At 54.4% G+C, this 21,625-nt stretch carries 15 protein-coding genes, 1 tRNA gene and 4 rRNA genes; 8 read left to right on the top strand and 12 right to left on the bottom strand.

Translation table 11 applies throughout. The annotated features are described in order from the left end of the window. Nucleotides 1-44: 44 nt before the first annotated feature. The 4 genes from AC1Z3F_RS00100 to AC1Z3F_RS00085 all read left to right on the top strand — a co-directional run bounded on the left by AC1Z3F_RS00100 (nucleotide 45) and on the right by AC1Z3F_RS00085 (nucleotide 4,606). Nucleotides 45-827, top strand: a complete 783-nt coding sequence (locus AC1Z3F_RS00100) for a hypothetical protein (RefSeq protein WP_483566242.1) — start codon at nucleotides 45-47, stop codon at nucleotides 825-827. A 139-nt stretch (nucleotides 828-966) separates the two neighbouring features. Next, the gene (locus AC1Z3F_RS00095) at nucleotides 967-1,848 is read left to right on the top strand and encodes a L,D-transpeptidase (protein WP_483566241.1); all 882 of its coding nucleotides are present in this window, start codon (nucleotides 967-969) and stop codon (nucleotides 1,846-1,848) included. A gap of 152 nt (nucleotides 1,849-2,000) precedes the next feature. Then, nucleotides 2,001-3,428 carry a hypothetical protein gene (locus tag AC1Z3F_RS00090; protein ID WP_483566240.1) on the top strand — a complete coding sequence of 476 codons (1,428 nt, stop codon included), beginning with the start codon at nucleotides 2,001-2,003 and terminating at the stop codon, nucleotides 3,426-3,428. A 158-nt stretch (nucleotides 3,429-3,586) separates the two neighbouring features. Continuing rightward, on the top strand, nucleotides 3,587-4,606 hold the full coding sequence (locus AC1Z3F_RS00085; RefSeq protein ID WP_483566239.1) for a hypothetical protein: 1,020 nt from the start codon (nucleotides 3,587-3,589) through the stop codon (nucleotides 4,604-4,606). A 64-nt stretch (nucleotides 4,607-4,670) separates the two neighbouring features. Here AC1Z3F_RS00085 and AC1Z3F_RS00080 read toward each other — a convergent pair whose 3' ends face one another. Beyond that, nucleotides 4,671-5,234: a hypothetical protein gene (locus AC1Z3F_RS00080; protein WP_483566238.1), complete on the bottom strand. Its 564-nt coding sequence runs from the start codon at nucleotides 5,232-5,234 to the stop codon at nucleotides 4,671-4,673. Between the two features lie 206 nt (nucleotides 5,235-5,440). Between AC1Z3F_RS00080 and AC1Z3F_RS00075 the strand changes: the two genes are divergently transcribed. Then, on the top strand, nucleotides 5,441-6,232 hold the full coding sequence (locus AC1Z3F_RS00075) for a hypothetical protein (RefSeq protein WP_483566237.1): 792 nt from the start codon (nucleotides 5,441-5,443) through the stop codon (nucleotides 6,230-6,232). Between the two features lie 204 nt (nucleotides 6,233-6,436). Here AC1Z3F_RS00075 and AC1Z3F_RS00070 read toward each other — a convergent pair whose 3' ends face one another. From AC1Z3F_RS00070 to AC1Z3F_RS00045, 6 genes are all read right to left on the bottom strand, one after another. After that, a complete protein-coding gene (locus tag AC1Z3F_RS00070) occupies nucleotides 6,437-7,024 on the bottom strand; it encodes a type II toxin-antitoxin system VapC family toxin (protein WP_483566236.1) in 588 nt (195 codons plus the stop codon). After that, nucleotides 7,014-7,742 carry a hypothetical protein gene (locus AC1Z3F_RS00065; RefSeq protein ID WP_483566235.1) on the bottom strand — a complete coding sequence of 243 codons (729 nt, stop codon included), beginning with the start codon at nucleotides 7,740-7,742 and terminating at the stop codon, nucleotides 7,014-7,016. Before AC1Z3F_RS00065 ends, AC1Z3F_RS00070 begins: the two co-directional genes overlap by 11 nt. 233 nt (nucleotides 7,743-7,975) lie before the next feature. After that, nucleotides 7,976-9,007 (bottom strand): tyrosine-type recombinase/integrase, encoded by a 1,032-nt coding sequence (locus tag AC1Z3F_RS00060; RefSeq protein ID WP_483566234.1) that lies wholly within the window; start codon nucleotides 9,005-9,007, stop codon nucleotides 7,976-7,978. A gap of 177 nt (nucleotides 9,008-9,184) precedes the next feature. Continuing rightward, a complete protein-coding gene (locus AC1Z3F_RS00055; protein WP_483566233.1) occupies nucleotides 9,185-9,433 on the bottom strand; it encodes a helix-turn-helix transcriptional regulator in 249 nt (82 codons plus the stop codon). A 206-nt stretch (nucleotides 9,434-9,639) separates the two neighbouring features. Further along, nucleotides 9,640-9,716, bottom strand: a tRNA-Thr gene (locus tag AC1Z3F_RS00050). 168 nt (nucleotides 9,717-9,884) lie between these two features. Continuing rightward, nucleotides 9,885-10,751 carry a DsbA family protein gene (locus AC1Z3F_RS00045; RefSeq protein ID WP_483566232.1) on the bottom strand — a complete coding sequence of 289 codons (867 nt, stop codon included), beginning with the start codon at nucleotides 10,749-10,751 and terminating at the stop codon, nucleotides 9,885-9,887. Nucleotides 10,752-11,149: 398 nt separating this feature from the next. On the opposite strand from AC1Z3F_RS00045, the gene AC1Z3F_RS00040 reads away from it, so the two are divergent. The 3 genes from AC1Z3F_RS00040 to AC1Z3F_RS00030 all read left to right on the top strand — a co-directional run bounded on the left by AC1Z3F_RS00040 (nucleotide 11,150) and on the right by AC1Z3F_RS00030 (nucleotide 14,566). Further along, nucleotides 11,150-12,613 carry an alpha,alpha-trehalose-phosphate synthase (UDP-forming) gene (locus AC1Z3F_RS00040; RefSeq protein WP_131090353.1) on the top strand — a complete coding sequence of 488 codons (1,464 nt, stop codon included), beginning with the start codon at nucleotides 11,150-11,152 and terminating at the stop codon, nucleotides 12,611-12,613. A gap of 34 nt (nucleotides 12,614-12,647) precedes the next feature. Next, entirely contained in the window at nucleotides 12,648-13,433 is a 786-nt protein-coding gene (otsB, locus tag AC1Z3F_RS00035; protein ID WP_165477381.1) for a trehalose-phosphatase, read from the top strand. Between the two features lie 65 nt (nucleotides 13,434-13,498). Beyond that, complete coding sequence (locus tag AC1Z3F_RS00030) at nucleotides 13,499-14,566, top strand: ABC transporter ATP-binding protein (RefSeq protein ID WP_131090355.1); 1,068 nt, start codon at nucleotides 13,499-13,501, stop codon at nucleotides 14,564-14,566. 121 nt (nucleotides 14,567-14,687) lie between these two features. Here AC1Z3F_RS00030 and rrf (AC1Z3F_RS00025) read toward each other — a convergent pair. From rrf (AC1Z3F_RS00025) to AC1Z3F_RS00005, 5 genes are all read right to left on the bottom strand, one after another. After that, a 5S ribosomal RNA gene (gene rrf / locus AC1Z3F_RS00025) occupies nucleotides 14,688-14,804 on the bottom strand. Nucleotides 14,805-15,817: 1,013 nt separating this feature from the next. Next, nucleotides 15,818-15,934, bottom strand: a 5S ribosomal RNA gene (gene rrf / locus AC1Z3F_RS00020). Nucleotides 15,935-16,099: 165 nt separating this feature from the next. Further along, a 23S ribosomal RNA gene (locus tag AC1Z3F_RS00015) occupies nucleotides 16,100-19,235 on the bottom strand. Between the two features lie 329 nt (nucleotides 19,236-19,564). Continuing rightward, a complete protein-coding gene (locus tag AC1Z3F_RS00010; RefSeq protein ID WP_262198064.1) occupies nucleotides 19,565-19,891 on the bottom strand; it encodes a hypothetical protein in 327 nt (108 codons plus the stop codon). Nucleotides 19,892-19,911: 20 nt separating this feature from the next. After that, a 16S ribosomal RNA gene (locus tag AC1Z3F_RS00005) occupies nucleotides 19,912-21,437 on the bottom strand. Together the 16S, 23S and 5S rRNA genes form the textbook arrangement of a ribosomal RNA operon. Nucleotides 21,438-21,625: the final 188 nt, after the last annotated feature.

Below are 21,625 nucleotides of genomic sequence, written 5' to 3'. Positions count from 1 at the left end.
TGGAGAGGTATGTACACCTCACATCACCTTCTCTAGGAGCACTCATGAAAAAGCGATTTTTCCCCATCGCCATCACGGTTTTGATCGTCCTCAATGTCGCCGCCATCGCGCTGAACATTTTGCGGCTCGTTCTACTTGGAACTTATTCGGAACAGCCACCGCAGACGACACAACCGGTTCAAGTTGAGCAGACTGAAAAGGCACCTGCAAAGGCAGAAGTCAGCGCCGAAGAAGCCGCAGGGCTTCAGGTCGCAAGCCAAAGGGCTTTCTTCAAGAGAGCGGCTGACGCCAAAGGTAACTTCATGAACCGAATCGCCTCGGTACCTGCAGACAGCGCATTCGTCCTTGGCTACACCACTTCAGACAAAGAAGCCGAGCCGTTCACTCTGATCACAGATGAAGCAAGCAGTGGCTACCCAGTCATTGCCGAGACCAAGGAATCACTTAAGATCCTGCTGCCAGGCAAGCAGAAGACATCGGCCGCGTGGGTACACAAGGATGCTGTCAGCACCACGAAGAACGAGGAACAGCTGTATGTCACGGACAAAACCGTTTCGGTACTGGCCGGCGGGGATCTGGTGAGGATCTTCCCGATCACCCAAAAGGGCTCACATCTGACTGATGCATCCTTCGGCAAGGCTGGCTTCATCGCAGATTCGAACAAGTCCACGGCGTTGACTTCCACCGTACGCACTGATGGTCATGGTCTGGTCAGCATCACCGAAGCTGGCAAAGACAAGAGTGGCTACGGACTTTCGCTTTTACACGATGACTTTGCTGAGCTCGCTGGCCTGGTGAAGGAGGGCACACCGATCAGCTTCAAGTAATACGACAAGGCACCTCAGCTTATGGCCGGGGTGCCTTATTCGCACCCCAAGTCAGACACGCGACACCGTGATCGGTGCGGCCCATGTCTGAATTCGCCGCATGGACATATGTGAATCCCAGAAAATAGGAGAACCCCTCATGAAGAAATTTCTTCCCCTCGCAGCCACCATGGCCTTGGCCTTCACTTTGACCGGATGCAATGCCGCTAGCCAGCCAACAGCCCCAACCCCATCAACCTCAGCAACTGCCAGCCAGTCAACTACAACCATTGATGCACCCGTTCAAGCCGTGGAACTCAGCAAACAGGAGCTCGAAAAGCTACCCTGGGTGTCCACTTTCACGGTCTATGACCGCGGTGACATTCAGGCAGATCCAGGCACCCCATTCAGAAACACGATCGCCTCGGTGAAGAAAGGCAACACCTACGCGGTGGCCTACACCAAGCCTGGTGGACCAGCCTTTGCACTGATCGGCACGGAGGAGCTGAGTGATAAAACGAATCTGCCGGTTATTGGCAAGCAAGCAGGCTGGCTCCAGGTGCTGATTCCAGGGCGATTGCATTTGCCAAGCAGCGGCAAGCACGTCAATGGGGCGACCGCTTGGCTCCCGGAGGCGGATGTGGCACTGCATGAACAGACCACAGAGCTGAGCGTGGACTTGGGCGCTGATGAAGTCACTCTTCAAGAGGACGGACAGGAAGTCGCCTCCTACTCCATCGTCCTGGATGGCGGTGACCTCACCCCGGCAAATCTGCGCGGTTTTGCAGTCTCTCAGTACTTCACAGTGGATGGCCAGAAGTGCTCTTCCCAGAAGACCTTGGCTACCAGCATTCAAAGCGAGAAGGCTGACAAATTCGTGGACGGAGCGTCCGTTCTGGCAATCCACGGGTGGAGCAAAGAATGCCGCGCAGTCAGCGCACAGACCACTAGATCGTCAGGTTGCATCAATCTTTCGGACCAGTCGATGCAGGAGCTTTTGCGTCGCGTGAAGCCAGGAACGCCCATCACCTTCAAGCGCTAAGGAAGCGATTCCGCGTTCGCATCGGACTCTACGCATGGTTAGGAGTAGAGAAAGGAACAGAGATGTAAGCCAACAACATCCATCACCAAACTAAAAAACAGTGCCTGATCTGGCACCAACCATCATCACTCTCGCTAAGGAGAAACCCAGTCATGAAAACCACAACCTCAACCCCACGCCGATTGTCGGCAGCAGCTCTCTCTTTCACTATTGCCTTTACGAGCTTCGGCCTTCCAGCAATGGCCCTCGCTGCACCAGCCGCCAACGCAGCCGAGTCGTACTTGGAGACGATTTCCACGTCAGTCATTGAGAGCTCAGGCACTGGCTACGGCGTGTCCAGTATCCTCTACACACTGGACACTGATGCAGGCAAATACGCAGGTGACGATTACATCTTGACCGGTGAAAACATCTTCCACCGCCCAGGCCCTGACACAAACCACACGGCCGCCTGGACCTTCGAGGTGACTCTTACGGATCAGCCCCAGGTCATCACAGAGCTCATTGCCAAGCACAAAGACAATTTGGTGGGTGCCGACAAACTCATCACCTTGAATGAACCACTGATCGTTCCTGCCTTCCAGGCCTTCCCAGCCCCAGTCTTCGACTCACGAATCGTAATGCCGCCGGTCCAATTCGGCATCGATGGCAAGTACACCACGTGGTCGTACAACGAGGACGATCTGGGGACTACGGATGCGACCTTGGAGCGTGATCCCTCGAAGCTGGAAGCCTTCATTGATGGTGAGAGCCAGGGCACTTGGCCAGGAGGCACCGCGTACCGCTGTGATGACGTGAATTCTTTCTTCGATGGAAAAAATGTCGAGCTGCGTGGGTATTACACTGACAAGACCGATGGCACGGCCAAATATGGATCCACCACCTTCGAATGCCCTGCCAGCATTCCGCTGTCCCTGAAGATCAGCCAAAGCGGTACCAGTGTCAAAGCAGGCGAAACGGTAACGCTCTCGATTGACGAGGCGTTGGGAACCTACGGCAACGCTCCGACAGTGGCCTGGTCCGTGGATGGACGCAAGGTAGAAGGTGAGACCGGTTTGAGCTTCACGGCACCAACAACGGCTTTCTCCAGCGTGCATGCCGCCGTCACGGTCACTGACCGCGAGGGCGAAAAGATGACTCGTACCTTGGGCTGGGCTAATCCAACACCAGGTGGGGATGAAGAGGAACCAGTGACCGAGACTCCAAAGCCAACTGAAACTCCTAAGCCAACCGATCCAGCAACCGATCCAAAGCCAACGGTTCCATCGGTAGATCCTAAGCCAACGGATGAGGACAAGCCAGCCGCCCCGAAGCCAACTGATGACGAAAAGGTGATCACCGATGCACCTGACGCTGACAAACCCCACGTCAAATCGGAATGTGAGGGTCTGTGTGACGGAGCCTTGCCAGAGAGCGAATTCGGCCCAAAACCAGTGGTTGACGGCACGCCAGTGGCTGATCCAAAGCCACAGCCGCATATCACCATCACTGATTGGCTGAAGAAACCAGCCACCGGCACCCCACACACTAACCTGCACAAGCCAGTGCTAGGTGTTTCGAACCCACGCGTCATGGGCTAGCAAAAAGGAAACAGTTAGAGCCTCTCCCCCCAAATGGAGGAGGGGCTTTTCTGTGCCCAAAAGGGTGAGACACCAACGCCGGTGAGCGTTAAGCGCATGGGACGTATTGACAGACAAATTTCCGCTCTGTCACCACCACCTATCAAGGAGACAAATACGTGTGCTACGCAATCGGAGAAAATCCAAACTATCCCCAAGGCAAGCGCTGCAAGAATTCGACATGCCCGGCCTACCGCCGTACCGCCTCTTTTGCTAAGAAGCTTCTTGGCGAAAACACGCCGCAAAATCGAGCAAAAGTTGAACAGCTCCAGGCCAGCGGTTTGCTTTCACGACATGCAAAGGAACGAGCATCAGCAGTGGGAAAACTTACCGACAAAGACGAGATCCTGCTAGCAATGAAGGATCCATCCGTCGCCGTTCAGCAGGCTTTGGCAAAGAACCCCGTGCTGCTTTCTGATCCAGAGCTTCGTGCAGCTTTGGCTAGTGGACGTCCATCGGCTGACCGGAAGAGCCAGATTCCTCAAGACCCCCGAGCTTTGGCTCTCCTCAGAGGTGAGGCTTTGAGTCTTCGCCAGCGACGCAGCCTGGTTTGGCGGCCAGAGACCATTGCCAAGCGCGCGGAAGATGGGAAGACAAAGGCAGATGCCAAATTGGAGAAGCTCAAGGCCCAGGCTGCGTATCTTTACGGCGAGGAAGATGATGACGATGATTTTGGCTTCGAAAACTTTGACAGCGAAACGGGCAACTTAACTACGCCTCAGGCAAAGCGCACACATGCGTTCATCAAGAGCCACACCAATTCAGAAATTGTCGACCTCCTGCCCGAAGAAGTAGTTGCAAAATCATTCTCAGCACTGGATCAAGAAACCCAGCAGGCCATGGGCGAAAAACACCGCGACAGCGTGGACGTACTTAAAATGGCATTGCTGTCCGATTCCATGCACCGCAGAGCCTATGAGATGGTGTCAACCACGGCACCCCTCCCCGTAGTGGAGCACACAATGGCAACCCTCATGGGCGATCGACAGGATCCAGATTCGCAAGAGGCCATCGCGAGAATGGTGGATGCTCTCCAGGCGAGAGGCGTGATCCCGGAAGACGGCCGTACGGATCCGGTTGTTTTGGCGCAGCGCTGGTTGGATAAGAAAGGTGGCAGCCCCGTGGCGCAAGCAGCCTAGAAGAAAAGATAAGTAAGGCCGGTGCTATCAAGGCGCCGGCTTTACCCGTGTCCACACCAGATGGCTACACGCTCACAGGATGAACGGGCGTAATCGCAAGCCCTAGCAGCTCGCTGCTCTCGCGTTCCAGGGCCACCACTTGGCGTACCCCGGCCTGCGCGTTCGACTTCGAAATATGGCAGGTCACGAGCCTAGCTGGCGCAAAGTTGTAGCTCCCCGCTTCGAGTTGCATCAGGGTTTCTTCGCTCTCGGTGATGCGTGCATCCAGGCCAGCCAAAGCTTGCATCATGTTCTTGCGGTGAGCCTCCACGGCGTCAGTCTGAGCACTACGTTTGGCATAGGTGGTGTCGATGATCCCGCGCAGCGCTTCAGGAATCCGAATGCTGATCATCTGATCTTCAAAGCGTCCAGCCGTTTGAACAACAGGTTCCATTTGCAGTTCAGTCAGCAGAAGTGTGCGCAGTTCATTGTCTTCAGCCAAGCGCCTGATGTGGCGTTCAAATACCCGACTATGAGTTTCTGCTTTGACGATTACTGCGTGCGTGAAGCGGCGCTTGGTCAGTACCTGCGCGATTTCCTGCCCACGTTCGTCACGGATCGAAAACGTTGCTTGTGTCTTTGTCGTCATGGTGTTGGTTGCCTTTTGCGCTAGGGAAATGCTTTCACTAGCTATGTGTGGGGTACCCGGCACCCAGTTCATAGGCAGGACTGAAAGCAGTAGTTCAAGACACAAATGGTGGGACCGCCACTGGTGACAGCCCCTGATCTATTTCGCCGCATGGATACCGGTATGAGGAGCAACCCGGATTCCTCACCAAGGCAAGGAGCCCGAAAATGACCGATTTCACGTACCTCTACAAAGACAAGGCATTGACCGCTGAGCAGCGCGAATGGGTAAAAGAAGATGTAGAAAATACGGACTACATTGTTTTCGGCACCCCTGCGCATTACGACAAGACGCCGGCATACCAAGATTTGGCAGAGACACCAAGAGTGATCACCGTTGCGCCCTACGAAGCACAACGTGAAGCCTTCATCAAGATCTATCTTGAAGAAGCCAAGAGGAAAGGGTACCGGCTGCTGATCCTCTCACCCAACGGGGACTCGGAGCGCTTCCGAAACCTGGCCGAAGAATTCGTCCTAGGCCTCCCAGCCATCGCGGACAAAGTAGACCACATCCGCCACAATCTGAACAGCGGGGTCGTGCCGTACAACGCCCCCACCATCGTGTTCCTAGATGACTCGGCCTTCATTGACGAGACGGCGTGCTGGGACGATTACGAGTATCCATACCCGATCAGCGAAAACATCAAGAAAGCTCGGAGCGGCTTTTCATCAATCGGTTCAGATGGCCCACGATGGGGGTATTTCACCCACGCAATCAGCCGCACCCGGTCCTACGATGAGGGCTACTTCCACCACACCTCGAAGATCTTCCTCCTGCCCAAGGCTGGAGAGGCCGATGCATGTCTCCCGCTCTGGTGGGACATGCGCGAAGCCAAGAAAGCTATTAGGAACGTGAACCTTTCAGAATCGCCAGCGGTCGGCTACGCCATTACGATGATCAGCCGTGAAGCGAATACCACTTACGCTGGTATCGGCGTGGTGCAATTCCCGATTGACTAGGTGACTTCCAACAAGGAGGCCGGCTCGCACTTCGAGCTAGCCTCCTTATTCTGATTTAAGCGGCTACCCCCACGGCGGCATCTGCTATGGCACTCGCTCCATTTCACCACGTCCTCTACAGATAGTTTGGGAGATGAAAGCTAATAGCCGGATTCACTAGGAAAATAACAACGGTTGGAATCTTTTTGTGCCGGCCGTCAGCGCTCAATCTTCCGTTCGTTCGCCCCTTAGCTTTCTGACGATGAGCTCCGCACGGTCTTTTGTTTCCTGTTCTGCGAGTTCGTCAAACAATGTCCTCAAAATCCCTGCAGAATTTTCAGGTGGTTCTAAAATCCGAAGACCTTTGACTAACGGGTTCCCGTCTAATCCGAGAACTTTGCGATCCCACGAGTAAAGCGTTGAAGCTTCATGCACTACTGCGCTCGCAACAATGATCATGTCGGGAGCCTTTGACTGTTGCTGCCGAGCCAACATGGCGCCGAGCAATGCGACTCGTTCGTCGTGCTCCAGCACAACATGCCCAACACCATTGAAATACTTATCTATGCTGTCCTTGCGCGCCCTTACCATGCCGGGATCCAGATGATCACCCAGCTGTTGAGAAGAATTGATTTCTACGAGAACCATGGGAAGCAAACCAGCCAAGTAGGCACCACGATCAATTGCTTCAAGCAACTTCGTGCTTCGCTGTACTCTGTCCATGTCAACATCAGAAGCACGGGCATGCCCAGTATAAAGAGCATCAACATAGACGCAAGTATCAATAACAACAAACTCTTGATTACTCTTCATCGCGAAGTCTCCTCTGGAAGTCTACGGAGTCAACGCGCTCCTCATCGTCAGCCCAAAGGCCTCGGATCAGATCAATATTCACGACTTCCCTGTCCGGCAAGATTTCGAAGCCACGCATGATAAGCAGGGTTTTCTTGCCCTGAATATTCCGTTTCAAATCGCCCCACACCCGCACCCTCGACCCAGCAACCTGTTGGATGGTGAGGCCGGCGTCAGAGGCAAGCCGAACAGTCACATGACTCCTGGAAGATTCCTCATGGATGGTGAGCTTCTCAGTACCAAAATCATCTTTCCAGCCAACAACGTGACCAGTTACGCTGCCACGAGAAAGCGGTTGTTCCGTCGACAGCGCGTTTTCGACTATTCGGCTAAATTGTGCGTCGATCGAAAGTTTGTTGCCAGTGTCTCCAAGCCAAATGTCGACCCCTTCGGCTCCCGAGATGCGGTCCAGCTTTGTGACCTTTCGGAGCGCAACAAGCATCTCATGGTCCCAACTATCTGGGGCCTTTCCTTCATTTTTGAGCGCAGATAAGCCCTCGGATACTTCATCAATGACTTGGCTGCCAGTATTTGTGAAATCTGTCCGTGGCTTAAAACCAGCCGTGATGCTGTTCAAAGCTAGTTCCGAAACGACCCACACTGGTTCATCAGCGCCTGGGAGCAGCGCTTTCGCGGATGCTTTTAGCAAGTCATGAAGTGAACGGGCAATGGCTTCCAAGGCTTCTGCCGAGATTTTGTCTGGATCTCCACGCAAATGGACGCCGAGGGTAGGGCGCGTGCTAGCTACGCTCCCTACTTGAAATTCCTCATGTGCTTCCATAGCGATCAGCGTACACAACTGGACCCACAGTTAGACAGCCATTACCTCGCGAGTACGCAAAAAGACCCTCACTCTGCACTGTGGTTAGCGCAAAACGCGGTCCTCCACTCACCATTTGTTCATGTCTCAGCTCATAGCCCTTCAAGCACGCCAGAGTAGTCGGAAACGTCTTCTTCCCTTTGGATATAGTGCGCGATGGTAGTGGCTGGTGATGAATGGCGAAGTTGTTGCGCGGCCTGTTCGATGCCCAAAGTGTTGGCAATTTTCGTGGCAACCACGCGTCGAAAAGCGTGAGGGGTGATGTGGGAGCTGATCAGGTCCTCTGGATAAATCTCGATGAGCCTCCGCAAAGAACGCCTGATGGCTGTAGGTGCAACATAGGTTCCTTTGGCGGTTGCAAAGACTGGGTCACTTGGACGCCCCCATTTAGTGGTCGTGTGAATTTCTTTCAACATCTCAGTCGCCTTCTGGGTCAAGACCAGAGAGCCTTTCGAAGAAAGCGTTTTCGGATAGCCCTGCCTTTCGAGCGATTTCGCTTCCACCACGGTGCCGGTGATACTGACACGGCGCGACTCGAAATCTACGTCCTGCCAACGCAACGCCAAAGCTTCACCGATGCGCATGCCGGTGGCAAGAAGCAGTTCGGTCACCCACCGCACGCGTTCACTCATCGGTTTTGTCGTTGGGCACGCCCGTAAGTCGAAGTACCAAACGAAGATTTCACGCAAGGCAGCGATTTCTTCCGTTGAGGGTGCTTGTACAGCGCGGGAACCCTTGGTGGACAGCTTCACGGCGACCATCGGATTCACGTCAGTGAGTCCAAGCCTTTGAGCATTTCCAATAGCACGGTTCAAGATTCCTTTCGCGTGCCTGGCTGCTGCTGCTCCTTCAAGTGTCTCGGGGTCGATCAGGCTCTCCAATTGTTGCTGAGCATAGGGCACCGACAAATCACTGAGGCGCACCTCGCCTAGCAACCTAATCGCGAGCGCTGCTGAGTTCTCATATTGCTTCTTGGTGCCTTGAGTGACGTGCCTACTGCTGCGCGTTCTCGTGTCCATAGCCTGAAGCTGCAAGCCTGCCAGATAAGTCCTCACCGCATCAGCAACAGTTGGTGCGCCACCACCTGAGGCAGCACCCCGCTTCATCAAATCTTGATGCTTCACCAGCAAAGAGTTTTTGGCAGCTGCCTTGGTCTTACCTTCAGCACTGATGCGCCTGGTGACACCACCAGCATCTCGATACCTTGCCTTGGCTCGGATGACCGACCGACCGTCAGTGCGCGTAATGGTGTCATAAGAAGTTTCGCCCAGTTCTCCTGGTTCAAGACGTCGGCGCCCCATTTACGCAGCCTGCCCTTCAAAAAGCGCCCGGATATGCTCTTCAATTTCGGAACGGAGGTACACTGCAGTTCGTCCAGATTTCCTACACCTTGGCCCAATGCCGGCCGTGTGCCAGTTGGCCAGGGTCTTTGGTGCGACGCGAAGCATTTCGGCTGCTTCGATCCGGTTCAGGAGAATGGACGCCTCAGGCGCGGTGCTGATTTTTTCGTTCATGAACACGTTGTGTGGTGGTGCTTCAGGCTGGTTCACGCAAAAACGGCTCTTTGAGGGCTTGTTCGCCCCTGGTGGAATCACGCTGTTCAGAAGGCCAAAAAGTCGACCTGTGAAAAATAAACGGCAAGTAAAAGACAACCTGGGCCGAAAATAGCTGTAAAACCAGTGGCCGTGAAGTTGTTTGAGGATGCAGAAAATCCCCGGAATCACGCGGTAAAACGCGTATTCATCCGAGGATCTAGTGGAGCCCCCTACCGGATTCGAACCGGTGACCTTCAGTTTACAAGACAGACGCTCTGGCCAGCTGAGCTAAGGGGGCGTACCGGATAAGAATATCCGAAAACACCGGTGGACTGCGAATCGGGTGTTACCTCGATGCAACGCAAAGGGGAAGAAAGCCGTTTATGGCTTTCTTCCCCTTTATCGTGGTGCGAGATCAATATCGAATACTACCTGATCTCGCCAAGTTGTCTAGAGCAAACAGGGATTACTTGTTGGCCTTGATTGCTGCGTTGACCTCGGTTAGGAAGTCATCGGTACCCAGGACGAATTCCTTACCCTGGATGAAAATCGAAGGGGTTCCCTTAACACCGTCGTACTGACCTGCAGTGGTCGCGTACTTTACGAATGGACGGAACTTGTCGCTGTCGATGCAATCTTTCACCGATTCGTCAGCGCCGTTGTCGATCGCCATCTGAGCCAACTCGGAGTTCTTCATTTCGCCCTCTGGGTAGTGACCCCACAGTGCCTTGACGAACTTCATGTAGGCCGTTGGGCTCACGTCAGCAACACAAGCTAGGGCGTTGGCGCCACGTGAGGAGTAGTTGGTTGGAGATCCACCATCGAGGTAGCCAACGTTGCGGTACTCGATATTTACATCTCCGCTGGCCAACCAGTCATCGATCTGGTCCCCGTAGGTTGCTTCGAAGTCAGCACAGTGAACACAGTTGGCATCCACGTACATGGTGATATTGATCGGATCACCCTTCTTGGCCACGGTCAGATCTCGTGGCTCTGGGGTCTCCGGTGCCGTCTCAGGCTGCTTCAGTTCGTCGATCTTCACTTCTTCAGTGCTCTTCTTAGCGACCTTATCCGAGGAAGTGACAACAATGCCACCAGCAGCAGTTGCGCCCTGAGGCGTCGAACCAGCGTCTGCGACTTTGCCGTTGTTGTTGCGCACGATCAACGTAACTACTAGCGCAATCACCAAAATGACAGCAGCCAAAACTCCGAGCTTCACGATCAGCGATTTGCGCTTTTTAGCTGCCTCTTCGGTAACGCGAAGCTGAGCTGCTTTTTCGCGTGCACTCGCGTTGCGCTGCGCTTTTGTTGGGCGCGGATTATTTGTAGACATAAATTTGGTGGTTCCTCAGTCAGCGGAGAACGGTCATCTGGATCAAGCTTAGCCAATCCTTCAGGCAAATATCCTTGAATAGAGGAGATTGCTCGCCCTTCACAGGACTCACATAACTTCCGCATACAGCACCCAAAGCAGTATCAAACACTGTACTTGATCATTCAACCAAGTCACTTGGGGAACTGCTCGAGCATTATCTACGCCTCGCTACGCCACGTCACGAAACGTGCGTCACCTCACATAACTAACCAAACTTCAGTATGATTTTCATCAGACCGACTTTTCACTAGGGTCGTTACTAAGCACAATGAAAAACTGAATACATAGTCATTCACTCAGAACCGACGAGTCAGCACCATCAAGGTGCGCAGTTTGATCAAACCAGGAGGTTTAAAGTGGGTACCGCAGAACCAAACCACAACACCGAGCAGAATTACGACCTAGTGGTCGTAGCCAACCGACTACCCGTAGACCGGATCACCAATCCGGACGGGTCACAAGGTTTCAGACGTTCGCCCGGTGGTTTGGTCACCGCTTTAGCTCCCATCATGGCCGCCTCCGATGGAGCATGGGTCGGCTGGCATGGTGGAGTCGACGAAGAGTTAGATAGCTTCGACAAGGACAACATCCACCTGGCCCCAGTGCCACTAAGTGAAGACGATCTAACCCTTTACTATGAGGGCTTCTCCAACTCCACCCTTTGGCCGCTTTACCACGACGTCATCGTCCCGCCGGAGTACCACCGCACCTGGTGGGACCGCTACAAGAAAATCAATCAGCGGTTCGCCGACGCCGTGCTAAAAATTGCCGCGCCTAACGCCACCGTCTGGGTCCACGATTACCAGCTGCAGCTGGTCCCGCAGATGATCCGCGTTGCCCGCCCCGATTTGAAGATCGGCTTCTTCCTGCACATTCCGTTCCCGGCCGCTAGCCTCTTCTCACAGTTGCCTTGGCGTACACAGATCCTGCAGGGCCTCGCCGGAGCGGACCTCGTGGGTTTCCAACGCGAGACTGATGCGTCAAACTTCCTTCGTTGCCTGCGCCGTTTCACTGACTACTCAACCAAGGGCGACGTTGCTACCCCTTCAGCGAGCAATCAGATGCAGAACTTGTGCCGGGCCAAGGCACACCCGATCTCCATCGATACCGAGCAAATTGCCAAACTGTCCCGTGATCCGCAGATCATTGCCAGGGCCGCCCAGATCCGTAATGAACTGGGCAACCCGAAGACTGTCATTCTTGGCGTGGACCGACTCGACTACACCAAGGGCATCCGTCACCGGCTCAAGGCCTACGGCGAACTTTTAGCCGACGAACAATTGCGCGCAGGCGACGTGTGCCTAATTCAGGTAGCCAGCCCCAGCCGCGAAAACGTGGACACCTACATGGAGTTACGTGATCAGGTGGAGCTCATGGTCGGTCAAATCACCGGTCAGCATGACACCCTGAGCCACACCACGCTGCGCTACTTGCACCAGTCCTACCCGTTGCGCGAAATGATCGCGATGTATCTGGCCGCCGACGTTCTGCTCGTGACCGCGCTGCGCGACGGTATGAACTTGGTTGCCAAGGAATACGTCGCAGCGCATCAAGATGGCCGCGGTGTGCTGGTGCTCTCCGAATACACCGGCGCCGCAGACCAGCTCACGCAGGCTGTTCTGGTGAACCCTCACGACATCGACGGCATGAAGGACAAGATCATCGCCGCGGTGAAAATGAACGAGGCCGAACAGGAAAAGCGGATGCGTCGCATGAACCGACACCTAAAGGTTAATGACGTAACCCGCTGGTCCGAGGTGTTCCTCGCCGAGCTCGCCGAAATCAGCGCCACCACCTCTGCCAATGCCGGCACCCGCTAATCCGGAGTTAGCTCCGGTGAACACAGGAACGAACTTGACCTTGCCTGAGATCGACAACGACCTGCGCGCAGCGCTGGCAGCGTTTGCCGCCCATGAACGCGTCCTTGTGGCGTTGGACTTCGACGGAACCATGTCTCCGCTGGTAGACCGGCCCGAAGATGCCCGCCCATTGCCCGACTCTGCGCTAGCTTTCCAGAGCCTTAGCCAGCGCCCCGGGATCTACGCAGCTTTGGTTTCTGGACGCAATCTTGCCTCCCTCGCGGCCGTGTATCCAGAACCGGTGCCCGAGATCTGCATTGGTTCCCATGGCGCAGAACGGCGCGTGCCTCAAGAATTCAGCGCGGACTGGGAGGAGCAACCGCTTAGCGCCGTGCAACTAGATCGGCTGAAGCAGCTGAGCACTGCGCTAGAGACGATCGCCCAAATGCACAAGGACGTCACCTTGGAATATAAGCCCTCGGCAACGGTTCTCCATGTGCGTCGCGCACAGCCCGAGGTGGGCATTGCTGCGATTGCAGAAGCCAAGTTGGCCTTGAGTTCGATCCCCGGGGTCAAGCTCCTTGAGGGCAAATCTGTCTTGGAAGCTTCAGTGCATCAGGGCGATAAAGGCGAGAGCTTAACGTGGCTTCGAGAATTGTTACACGTCGACGCCGTGCTCTTTGTGGGTGATGATGTGACCGACGAAAACGGGTTTAGGGTTCTGACGTCCAGTGATCTCGGCATTAAGGTCGGTCCAGGCGAAACATTGGCCCGACATCGTATAGCCACGCCCCAAGATTTGCCACATCTTTTGCAAATTCTGATTTCCATGCGAAACTAAAGTGTCCTAACTCACTTTCACTATGGATCGTCGGGCACGTACCTGCCCGTGAAAGGATTGTCATCATGGCAACTGTGACCTTTGATAAGGCCACCCGTATCTACCCAGGCGCGCTAGTTCCCTCAGTAGATGCAATCGACCTCGAAATCCAAGACGGGGAATTCCTCGTACTCGTTGGCCCTTCAGGCTGCGGTAAGTCGACCACCCTGCGCATGCTTGCAGGACTGGAAGAAGTGGATTCGGGTCGGATTCTCATCGGCGATAAGGACGTTACCAACGTTCCGCCCAAGGACCGCGACATCGCAATGGTTTTCCAGAACTATGCGTTGTACCCACATATGACCGTCGCTGAAAACATGGGCTTTGCCCTGAAGATCGCCGGTGTGGACAAGGAAGAGCGCAACCGTCGCGTGCTTGAAGCGGCGAAGCTTCTGGACCTTGAGCAGTACTTGACCCGTAAGCCAAAGGCACTCTCCGGTGGTCAGCGTCAGCGTGTGGCCATGGGCCGAGCTATCGTTCGTTCACCGCAGGTGTTCTTGATGGATGAGCCGCTGTCTAACTTGGACGCCAAGTTGCGTGTACAGACTCGTACACAGATTGCTTCTTTGACTCGACGCCTCGGCGTTACGACCGTATACGTGACTCACGATCAGGTGGAAGCCTTGACCATGGGTGACCGCGTTGCGGTTCTCAAGGACGGCGAACTGCAGCAGGTTGGCACTCCTCGCGAACTCTACGACCGCCCACGCAACGTTTTTGTTGCTGGTTTCATTGGCTCTCCTGCAATGAACTTGGTCAAGTTGGAGGCCGTAAACGGACAGGTTGCTTTTGGCAACGCGCTGATCCAGGTTGCCGGTGCAAACGGTGGCACCACCTTGGGCTTCCGTCCCGAAGACATCGACATTGTCGGCGCCGGCGAGGGCGTGGAGATCATCGTGGACGTTGTTGAAGAGCTCGGCGCTGACGCGTACATCTACGGTTCGGCAGAACTTGCTGGCGAAACGCAGATCGTCGTGGTTCGTGTTGATGGACGTACTCCCCCAGCACGTGGGCAGCGACTAAATATCGCTCCACGTCTGCAGCACATCCACCTCTTTGATACCGAGAGTGGCGCTCGTCTAGACGAAGCCTAAAGAATCAGAAAAGCAGGCGGTAAGAAAGGAAACTTTCTTACCGCCTGCTTTTCTTTTGGGCAAAGAACCCAAGTTAAACATCGAAGGCCCCGAATCAAATTCGGGGCCTTCGGCAAATTATGCCCGGCGATGACCTACTCTCCCACACCCTCCCGAGTGCAGTACCATCGGCGCTGTGGGTCTTAGCTTCCGGGTTCGGTATGGGACCGGGCGTTTCCCCCACGCTATGATCGCCGTAACTCTATACCTCATGGCGAACCATGGGAAAACTACGGTGTCATCCGCGATTGCGACAACTCCATAACTATATCAGCCGGTTTGCCGCAGTACCAATTCAAGGCCGTCCTGGCTTGGTGGCCTTGACCACAGGACGGCGCAGGCATCTTGTTCACACTTCATCGAACGGACGCCCTCCACGCAGCCAAGCTACGCGGACAGCCCGAGAATCACGAACTAGCAGCACGCATCATTTAGATCCGGAGCGACCATAGCGGCTCTGGAGTCTAGCTGTAGTGCCGTACTACAAACGTGGTGACAGGCGGGCCAGACTACGGCTGCCCAGAGGCTCCTGCGGCGATTGGCAAGCTGAAACGAACAGCGTTAGCCAGACATGCGTTCCACCGCGCGACACCTATGGCATCCGTCAGGCTCCTACGCCTCAGTGAAACCCACCAGAGGGCAGCTCTCACGCATGGCGGCGTAGCCTCGCTATGATAGGTGCAGCCAGGAAAGGTACGCAAGCCACTCCAAGTGCTGCTCACGCCAACAACGAAAGAGTAACGGCATCGATTCTTCAAGAAGGTACTAGCCAGCTCAATTGCTCTTAGAGAAGAAGTCGACTCTACCGAAGGGCTGATTTAGCTAAGTACCGTGCGCAGTACCGGCCAGCCTCGTACGCCGAAACCAGCAAGGTCCTGGCATGTGGGTGCATCCAACATCTCTGCTCGTGTACAGCCTGCCTGCATGGATCCCAGCAGAGGATAGATCGCAACAGGGACGATACCCACCTACTGCCTGTGCCGTCCTGGTCTGCAGTGGGTGCACGCCCCTCAGCCTCGTCGGCTGCTGTAGCCGGAAGCCGTCACCAGTTCTTTAAACAGGAAAAAAGGGGGTCGAGCTTCAGCTCAACCCCCTACCAACCAGCAATCAGCGGCCGACAATCAGCAACCAACCCACCGTTGGTGGTTAAACAGGTGAGGCCCCAACCAAAAGGTTAGGGCCTCAAACCAACATTCATCTTTATTAAGTTAAGTCCGGCGGTGACCTACTCTCCCACACCCTCACGAGTGCAGTACCATCGGCGCAGTGGGCCTTAGCTTCCGGGTTCGGTATGGGACCGGGCGTTTCCCCCACGCTATGACCGCCGTAACAATCACGAAGCACACAAACCAATTTTCTGGTGTTGTATGAAACGATGCGACAAAAACTACTTGTCAAGTCTCATGTTTAGTTTCGGTTGTCGAGTTGTTGTCTCGTAACCGCATAGTGAACGCGAACAGCAATGATCTTATTAGTCATTATTGTATATATTGTGTGTTGAAAGTCATCGGCCTATTAGTACAGGTCAGCTACACAAGTCTTTAGTCCTTGCTTCCACATCCTGCCTATCAACCCAGTGGTCTAGCTGGGGGCCTCACACACTCAAGGTGCATGGAAATCTCATCTCGAAGCAGGCTTCCCGCTTAGATGCTTTCAGCGGTTATCCCTTCCCAACGTAGCTAATCAGCGATGCACTTGGCAGTACAACTGACACACCAGAGGTTAGTCCGTCCCGGTCCTCTCGTACTAAGGACAGCCCTTCTCAAATTTCCAACGCGCGCAGCGGATAGGGACCGAACTGTCTCACGACGTTCTAAACCCAGCTCGCGTACCGCTTTAATGGGCGAACAGCCCAACCCTTGGGACCTACTCCAGCCCCAGGATGCGACGAGCCGACATCGAGGTGCCAAACCATGCCGTCGATATGGACTCTTGGGCAAGATCAGCCTGTTATCCCCGAGGTACCTTTTATCCGTTGAGCGACGGCCCTTCCACGAGGTGCCGCCGGATCACTAGTCCCGACTTTCGTCCCTGCTCGAGCTGTCACTCTCACAGTCAAGCTCCCTTGTGCACTTACACTCGACACCTGATTGCCAACCAGGCTGAGGGAACCTTTGGGCGCCTCCGTTACATTTTAGGAGGCAACCGCCCCAGTTAAACTACCCATCAGGCACTGTCCCTGAACCAGATCATGGTCCGAAGTTAGGTGACCGGTACAGCCAGAGTGGTATTTCAACGATGACTCCACCTGAACTAGCGTCCAAGCTTCACAGTCTCCCACCTATCCTACACAAGCTGCACCGAACACCAATACCAAACTATAGTAAAGGTCTCGGGGTCTTTCCGTCCTGCTGCGCGTAACGAGCATCTTTACTCGTACTGCAATTTCGCCGAGTTCATGGTTGAGACAGCGGGGAAGTCGTTACTCCATTCGTGCAGGTCGGAACTTACCCGACAAGGAATTTCGCTACCTTAGGATGGTTATAGTTACCACCGCCGTTTACTGGGGCTTAAATTCTCAGCTTCGCAACAAGTTGCTAACCGGTCCTCTTAACCTTCCAGCACCGGGCAGGAGTCAGTCCGTATACATCGTCTTGCGACTTCGCACGGACCTGTGTTTTTAGTAAACAGTCGCTTCCCCCTGGTCTCTGCGGCCCACACCCGCTCACAACTGCAAGAGCTGATCACGGGGCAGGCCCCCCTTCTTCCGAAGTTACGGGGGCATTTTGCCGAGTTCCTTAACCATGATTCTCTCGATCGCCTTAGTATTCTCTACCTGATCACCTGTGTCGGTTTGGGGTACGGGCGGCTGGGACCTCGCGCCGATGCTTTTCTAGGCAGCATAGGATCACCGAATCACCCACCAAAGTGGGCGCCTATCAGGTCTCAGACATCATGAACCGCGGATTTACCTACGACTCGTCCTACACCCTTGGACCAGGTCAATTCCATTGCCTGGCTCGGCTACCTTCCTGCGTCACACCTGTTAATACGCTGACCTCACTGCATCGGTTCCCACCACATCAACCAACAAAAACACCCGAAGGCATCAACAATTGGAATCCATCATGGTTAGCATCAACAGCTCAGTATGGGCGGTCCTTCGCCGGTACGGGAATATCAACCCGTTATCCATCGACTACGCCTGTCGGCCTCGCCTTAGGCCCCGACTAACCCAGGGCAGATTAGCTTAACCCTGGAACCCTTGATCATTCGGCGGACGGGTTTCTCACCCGTCATTCGCTACTCATGCCTGCATTCTCACTCGTATAGCGTCCACCGCTGGTTTACACCGCGACTTCACCCGCTATACGACGCTCCCCTACCCATCCAAACGCCCAATCCGAAGACCAAGCAAATATTTGAATGACGCAACTTCGGCGGTGTGCTTGAGCCCCGCTACATTATCGGCGCGGAATCACTTGACCAGTGAGCTATTACGCACTCTTTCAAGGGTGGCTGCTTCTAAGCCAACCTCCTGGTTGTCAAAGCAACTCCACATCCTTTCCCACTTAGCACACGCTTAGGGGCCTTAGTTGGCGTTCTGGGCTGTTTCCCTCTCGACTATGAAGCTTATCCCCCACAGTCTCACTGCTACGCTCTCACTTACCGGCATTCGGAGTTTGGCTAACGTCAGTAACCTTGTAGGGCCCATTAGCTATCCAGTAGCTCTACCTCCGGTAAGAAACACGTAACGCTGCACCTAAATGCATTTCGGGGAGAACCAGCTATCACGAAGTTTGATTGGCCTTTCACCCCTACCCACAGCTCATCCCCTCCATTTTCAACTGAAGTGGGTTCGGTCCTCCACACGCTCTTACACGCGCTTCAACCTGGCCATGGGTAGATCACTTCGCTTCGGGTCTAGATCACGCCACTCAAACGCCCTATTCAGACTCGCTTTCGCTACGGCTTCCCCACACGGGTTAACCTCGCGACGTAACACTAACTCGCAGGCTCATTCTTCAAAAGGCACGCCATCACCCAGGAACAAGTCCCAGGCTCTAACGGATTGTAAGCGCACGGTTTCAGGTACTATTTCACTCCCCTCCCGGGGTACTTTTCACCATTCCCTCACGGTACTGATTCACTATCGGTCATCAAGTAGTATTCAGGCTTACCAGGTGGTCCTGGCAGATTCACACAAGGTTTCACGGGCCCCGTGCTACTCGGGTATCAACACTAGAACGGCAGACACGCATTACACCTACGGGACTATCACCCTCTATGGTCCGGCATTCCAACCGATTCACCTATACGCCTGCACCTCATCCCACCAGCAAGATAGCGCTGGTACATGTCAACCCCACAACCCCGATGATGCAACGCCTATCCGCTATCACACACCAACCGGTTTAGCCCCATCCGCGTTCGCTCGCCACTACTAACGGAATCACTATTGTTTTCTCTTCCTGCGGGTACTGAGATGTTTCACTTCCCCGCGTTCCCTCCACACAGCCTATACATTCAGCTGCAGGTCACACCACATAACATGGTGCGGGGTTCCCCCATTCGGAAATCCTGGTCTCAACGTCCGGTTATCGACTCCACCAGGCTTATCGCAGATTCCCACGTCCTTCATCGGCTCTTGATGCCAAGGCATCCACCGTGCGCCCTTAAAAACTTCAACACAAAACAAAGTTCTCAGAATTGAGCAATAAAACAATCTAACAAAATCACACAGACAAGACTCAAACACCCCACAACCCAAGGAAAAAGGGTCATAAGACTCATCTCATCTGCAAGATGCTCGCGTTCACTATACAGTTCCCAAACAACAACCCCACACCCCCACAAACACACCCACCAACAACAACCCAAAAGGACCATTGCTCGTACCGAGCATGCCTGCAGCAAACACAGGACAAACACCGAAACACCAAGAACCCCGCCACCCAAGAAGACAATCAACCAACCATCACAACACCAACCCCAAAAGGCCAGCACCACAACACTTGATCAAATCATCCACCAGGGACGGAGGCTTGTTGCCTCAAAACCCAACAGCATGCCAAACCATACAAACCACACACCATCAACACCCACATTCCAACACCACCACCACACACCAACAAACCCACCCAAAAGGACGGATTCATTCATGTGAAGTAACAATGCGTACTCGCAAGCACCAACACCATACAGCCACAGCCAATACCCCGACACACACCCCAACCACTCATAATGAGGACCAGCGTGCACACGTTTTCCAGTATTGAGTTCATTGATATTCCACCCATGAGCAACCCACCCGTACAACACTCGTGCACAGACATGGGCAACCATAATAATGGTTAGCTCCTTAGAAAGGAGGTGATCCAGCCGCACCTTCCGGTACGGCTACCTTGTTACGACTTAGTCCCAATCGCCAGTCCCACCTTCGACGACTCCCCCCACACAAGGTGGTTAGGCCATCGGCTTCGGGTGTTACCAACTTTCGTGACTTGACGGGCGGTGTGTACAAGGCCCGGGAACGTATTCACCGCAGCGTTGCTGATCTGCGATTACTAGCGACTCCGACTTCATGGGGTCGAGTTGCAGACCCCAATCCGAACTGAGACCGGCTTTTAGGGATTAGCTCCACCTCACAGTATCGCAACCCATTGTACCGGCCATTGTAGCATGCGTGAAGCCCAAGACATAAGGGGCATGATGATTTGACGTCATCCCCACCTTCCTCCGAGTTGACCCCGGCAGTCTCCCATGAGTCCCCACCACTACGTGCTGGCAACATGGAACGAGGGTTGCGCTCGTTGCGGGACTTAACCCAACATCTCACGACACGAGCTGACGACAACCATGCACCACCTGTGAACCAGCCCCGAAGGGAAACCCCATCTCTGAGGCGGTCTGGCACATGTCAAGCCTTGGTAAGGTTCTTCGCGTTGCATCGAATTAATCCGCATGCTCCGCCGCTTGTGCGGGCCCCCGTCAATTCCTTTGAGTTTTAGCCTTGCGGCCGTACTCCCCAGGCGGGGCACTTAATGCGTTAGCTACGGCGCGGAAAACGTGGAATGTCCCCCACACCTAGTGCCCAACGTTTACGGCATGGACTACCAGGGTATCTAATCCTGTTCGCTCCCCATGCTTTCGCTCCTCAGCGTCAGTAAATGCCCAGAGACCTGCCTTCGCCATCGGTGTTCCTCCTGATATCTGCGCATTTCACCGCTACACCAGGAATTCCAGTCTCCCCTACATCACTCTAGTCTGCCCGTACCCACCGCAGATCCGAGGTTGAGCCTCGGACTTTCACGGCAGACGCGACAAACCGCCTACGAGCTCTTTACGCCCAATAAATCCGGATAACGCTTGCGCCCTACGTATTACCGCGGCTGCTGGCACGTAGTTAGCCGGCGCTTCTTCTGCAGGTACCGTCACTTTCGCTTCTTCCCTACTGAAAGAGGTTTACAACCCGAAGGCCGTCATCCCTCACGCGGCGTCGCTGCATCAGGCTTTCGCCCATTGTGCAATATTCCCCACTGCTGCCTCCCGTAGGAGTCTGGGCCGTGTCTCAGTCCCAGTGTGGCCGGTCACCCTCTCAGGCCGGCTACCCGTCGTCGCCTTGGTGAGCCATTACCTCACCAACAAGCTGATAGGCCGCGAGTCCATCCCCCACCGATAAATCTTTCAACAACCCACCATGCGGTAAGAAGTCATATCCGGTATTAGACCCAGTTTCCCGGGCTTATCCCAAAGTCGGGGGCAGGTTACTCACGTGTTACTCACCCGTTCGCCACTAATCACCCGTGCAAGCACGGGGTCATCGTTCGACTTGCATGTGTTAAGCACGCCGCCAGCGTTCATCCTGAGCCAGGATCAAACTCTCCATAAAAAAATAAAAAGCCATCAGCAACCCCTCGGAAAATAAGGGCGAAACCAATGAAGTCCTGGCGAATAAAAAACACTCAAGAACATCACACGGGGGTGCAATGCCTCAAGCAAATGTTATGTATTCACCAAATAAAATAAATATTCGGTATCAACAAACTTGGCACACTATTGAGTTCTCAAACAACAAAC

The organism is Glutamicibacter sp. MOO4 (assembly GCF_056934395.1).
The sequence above is the reverse complement of the archived record's forward strand: the minus strand, read 5'-3'. Positions and strand labels throughout refer to the sequence as shown.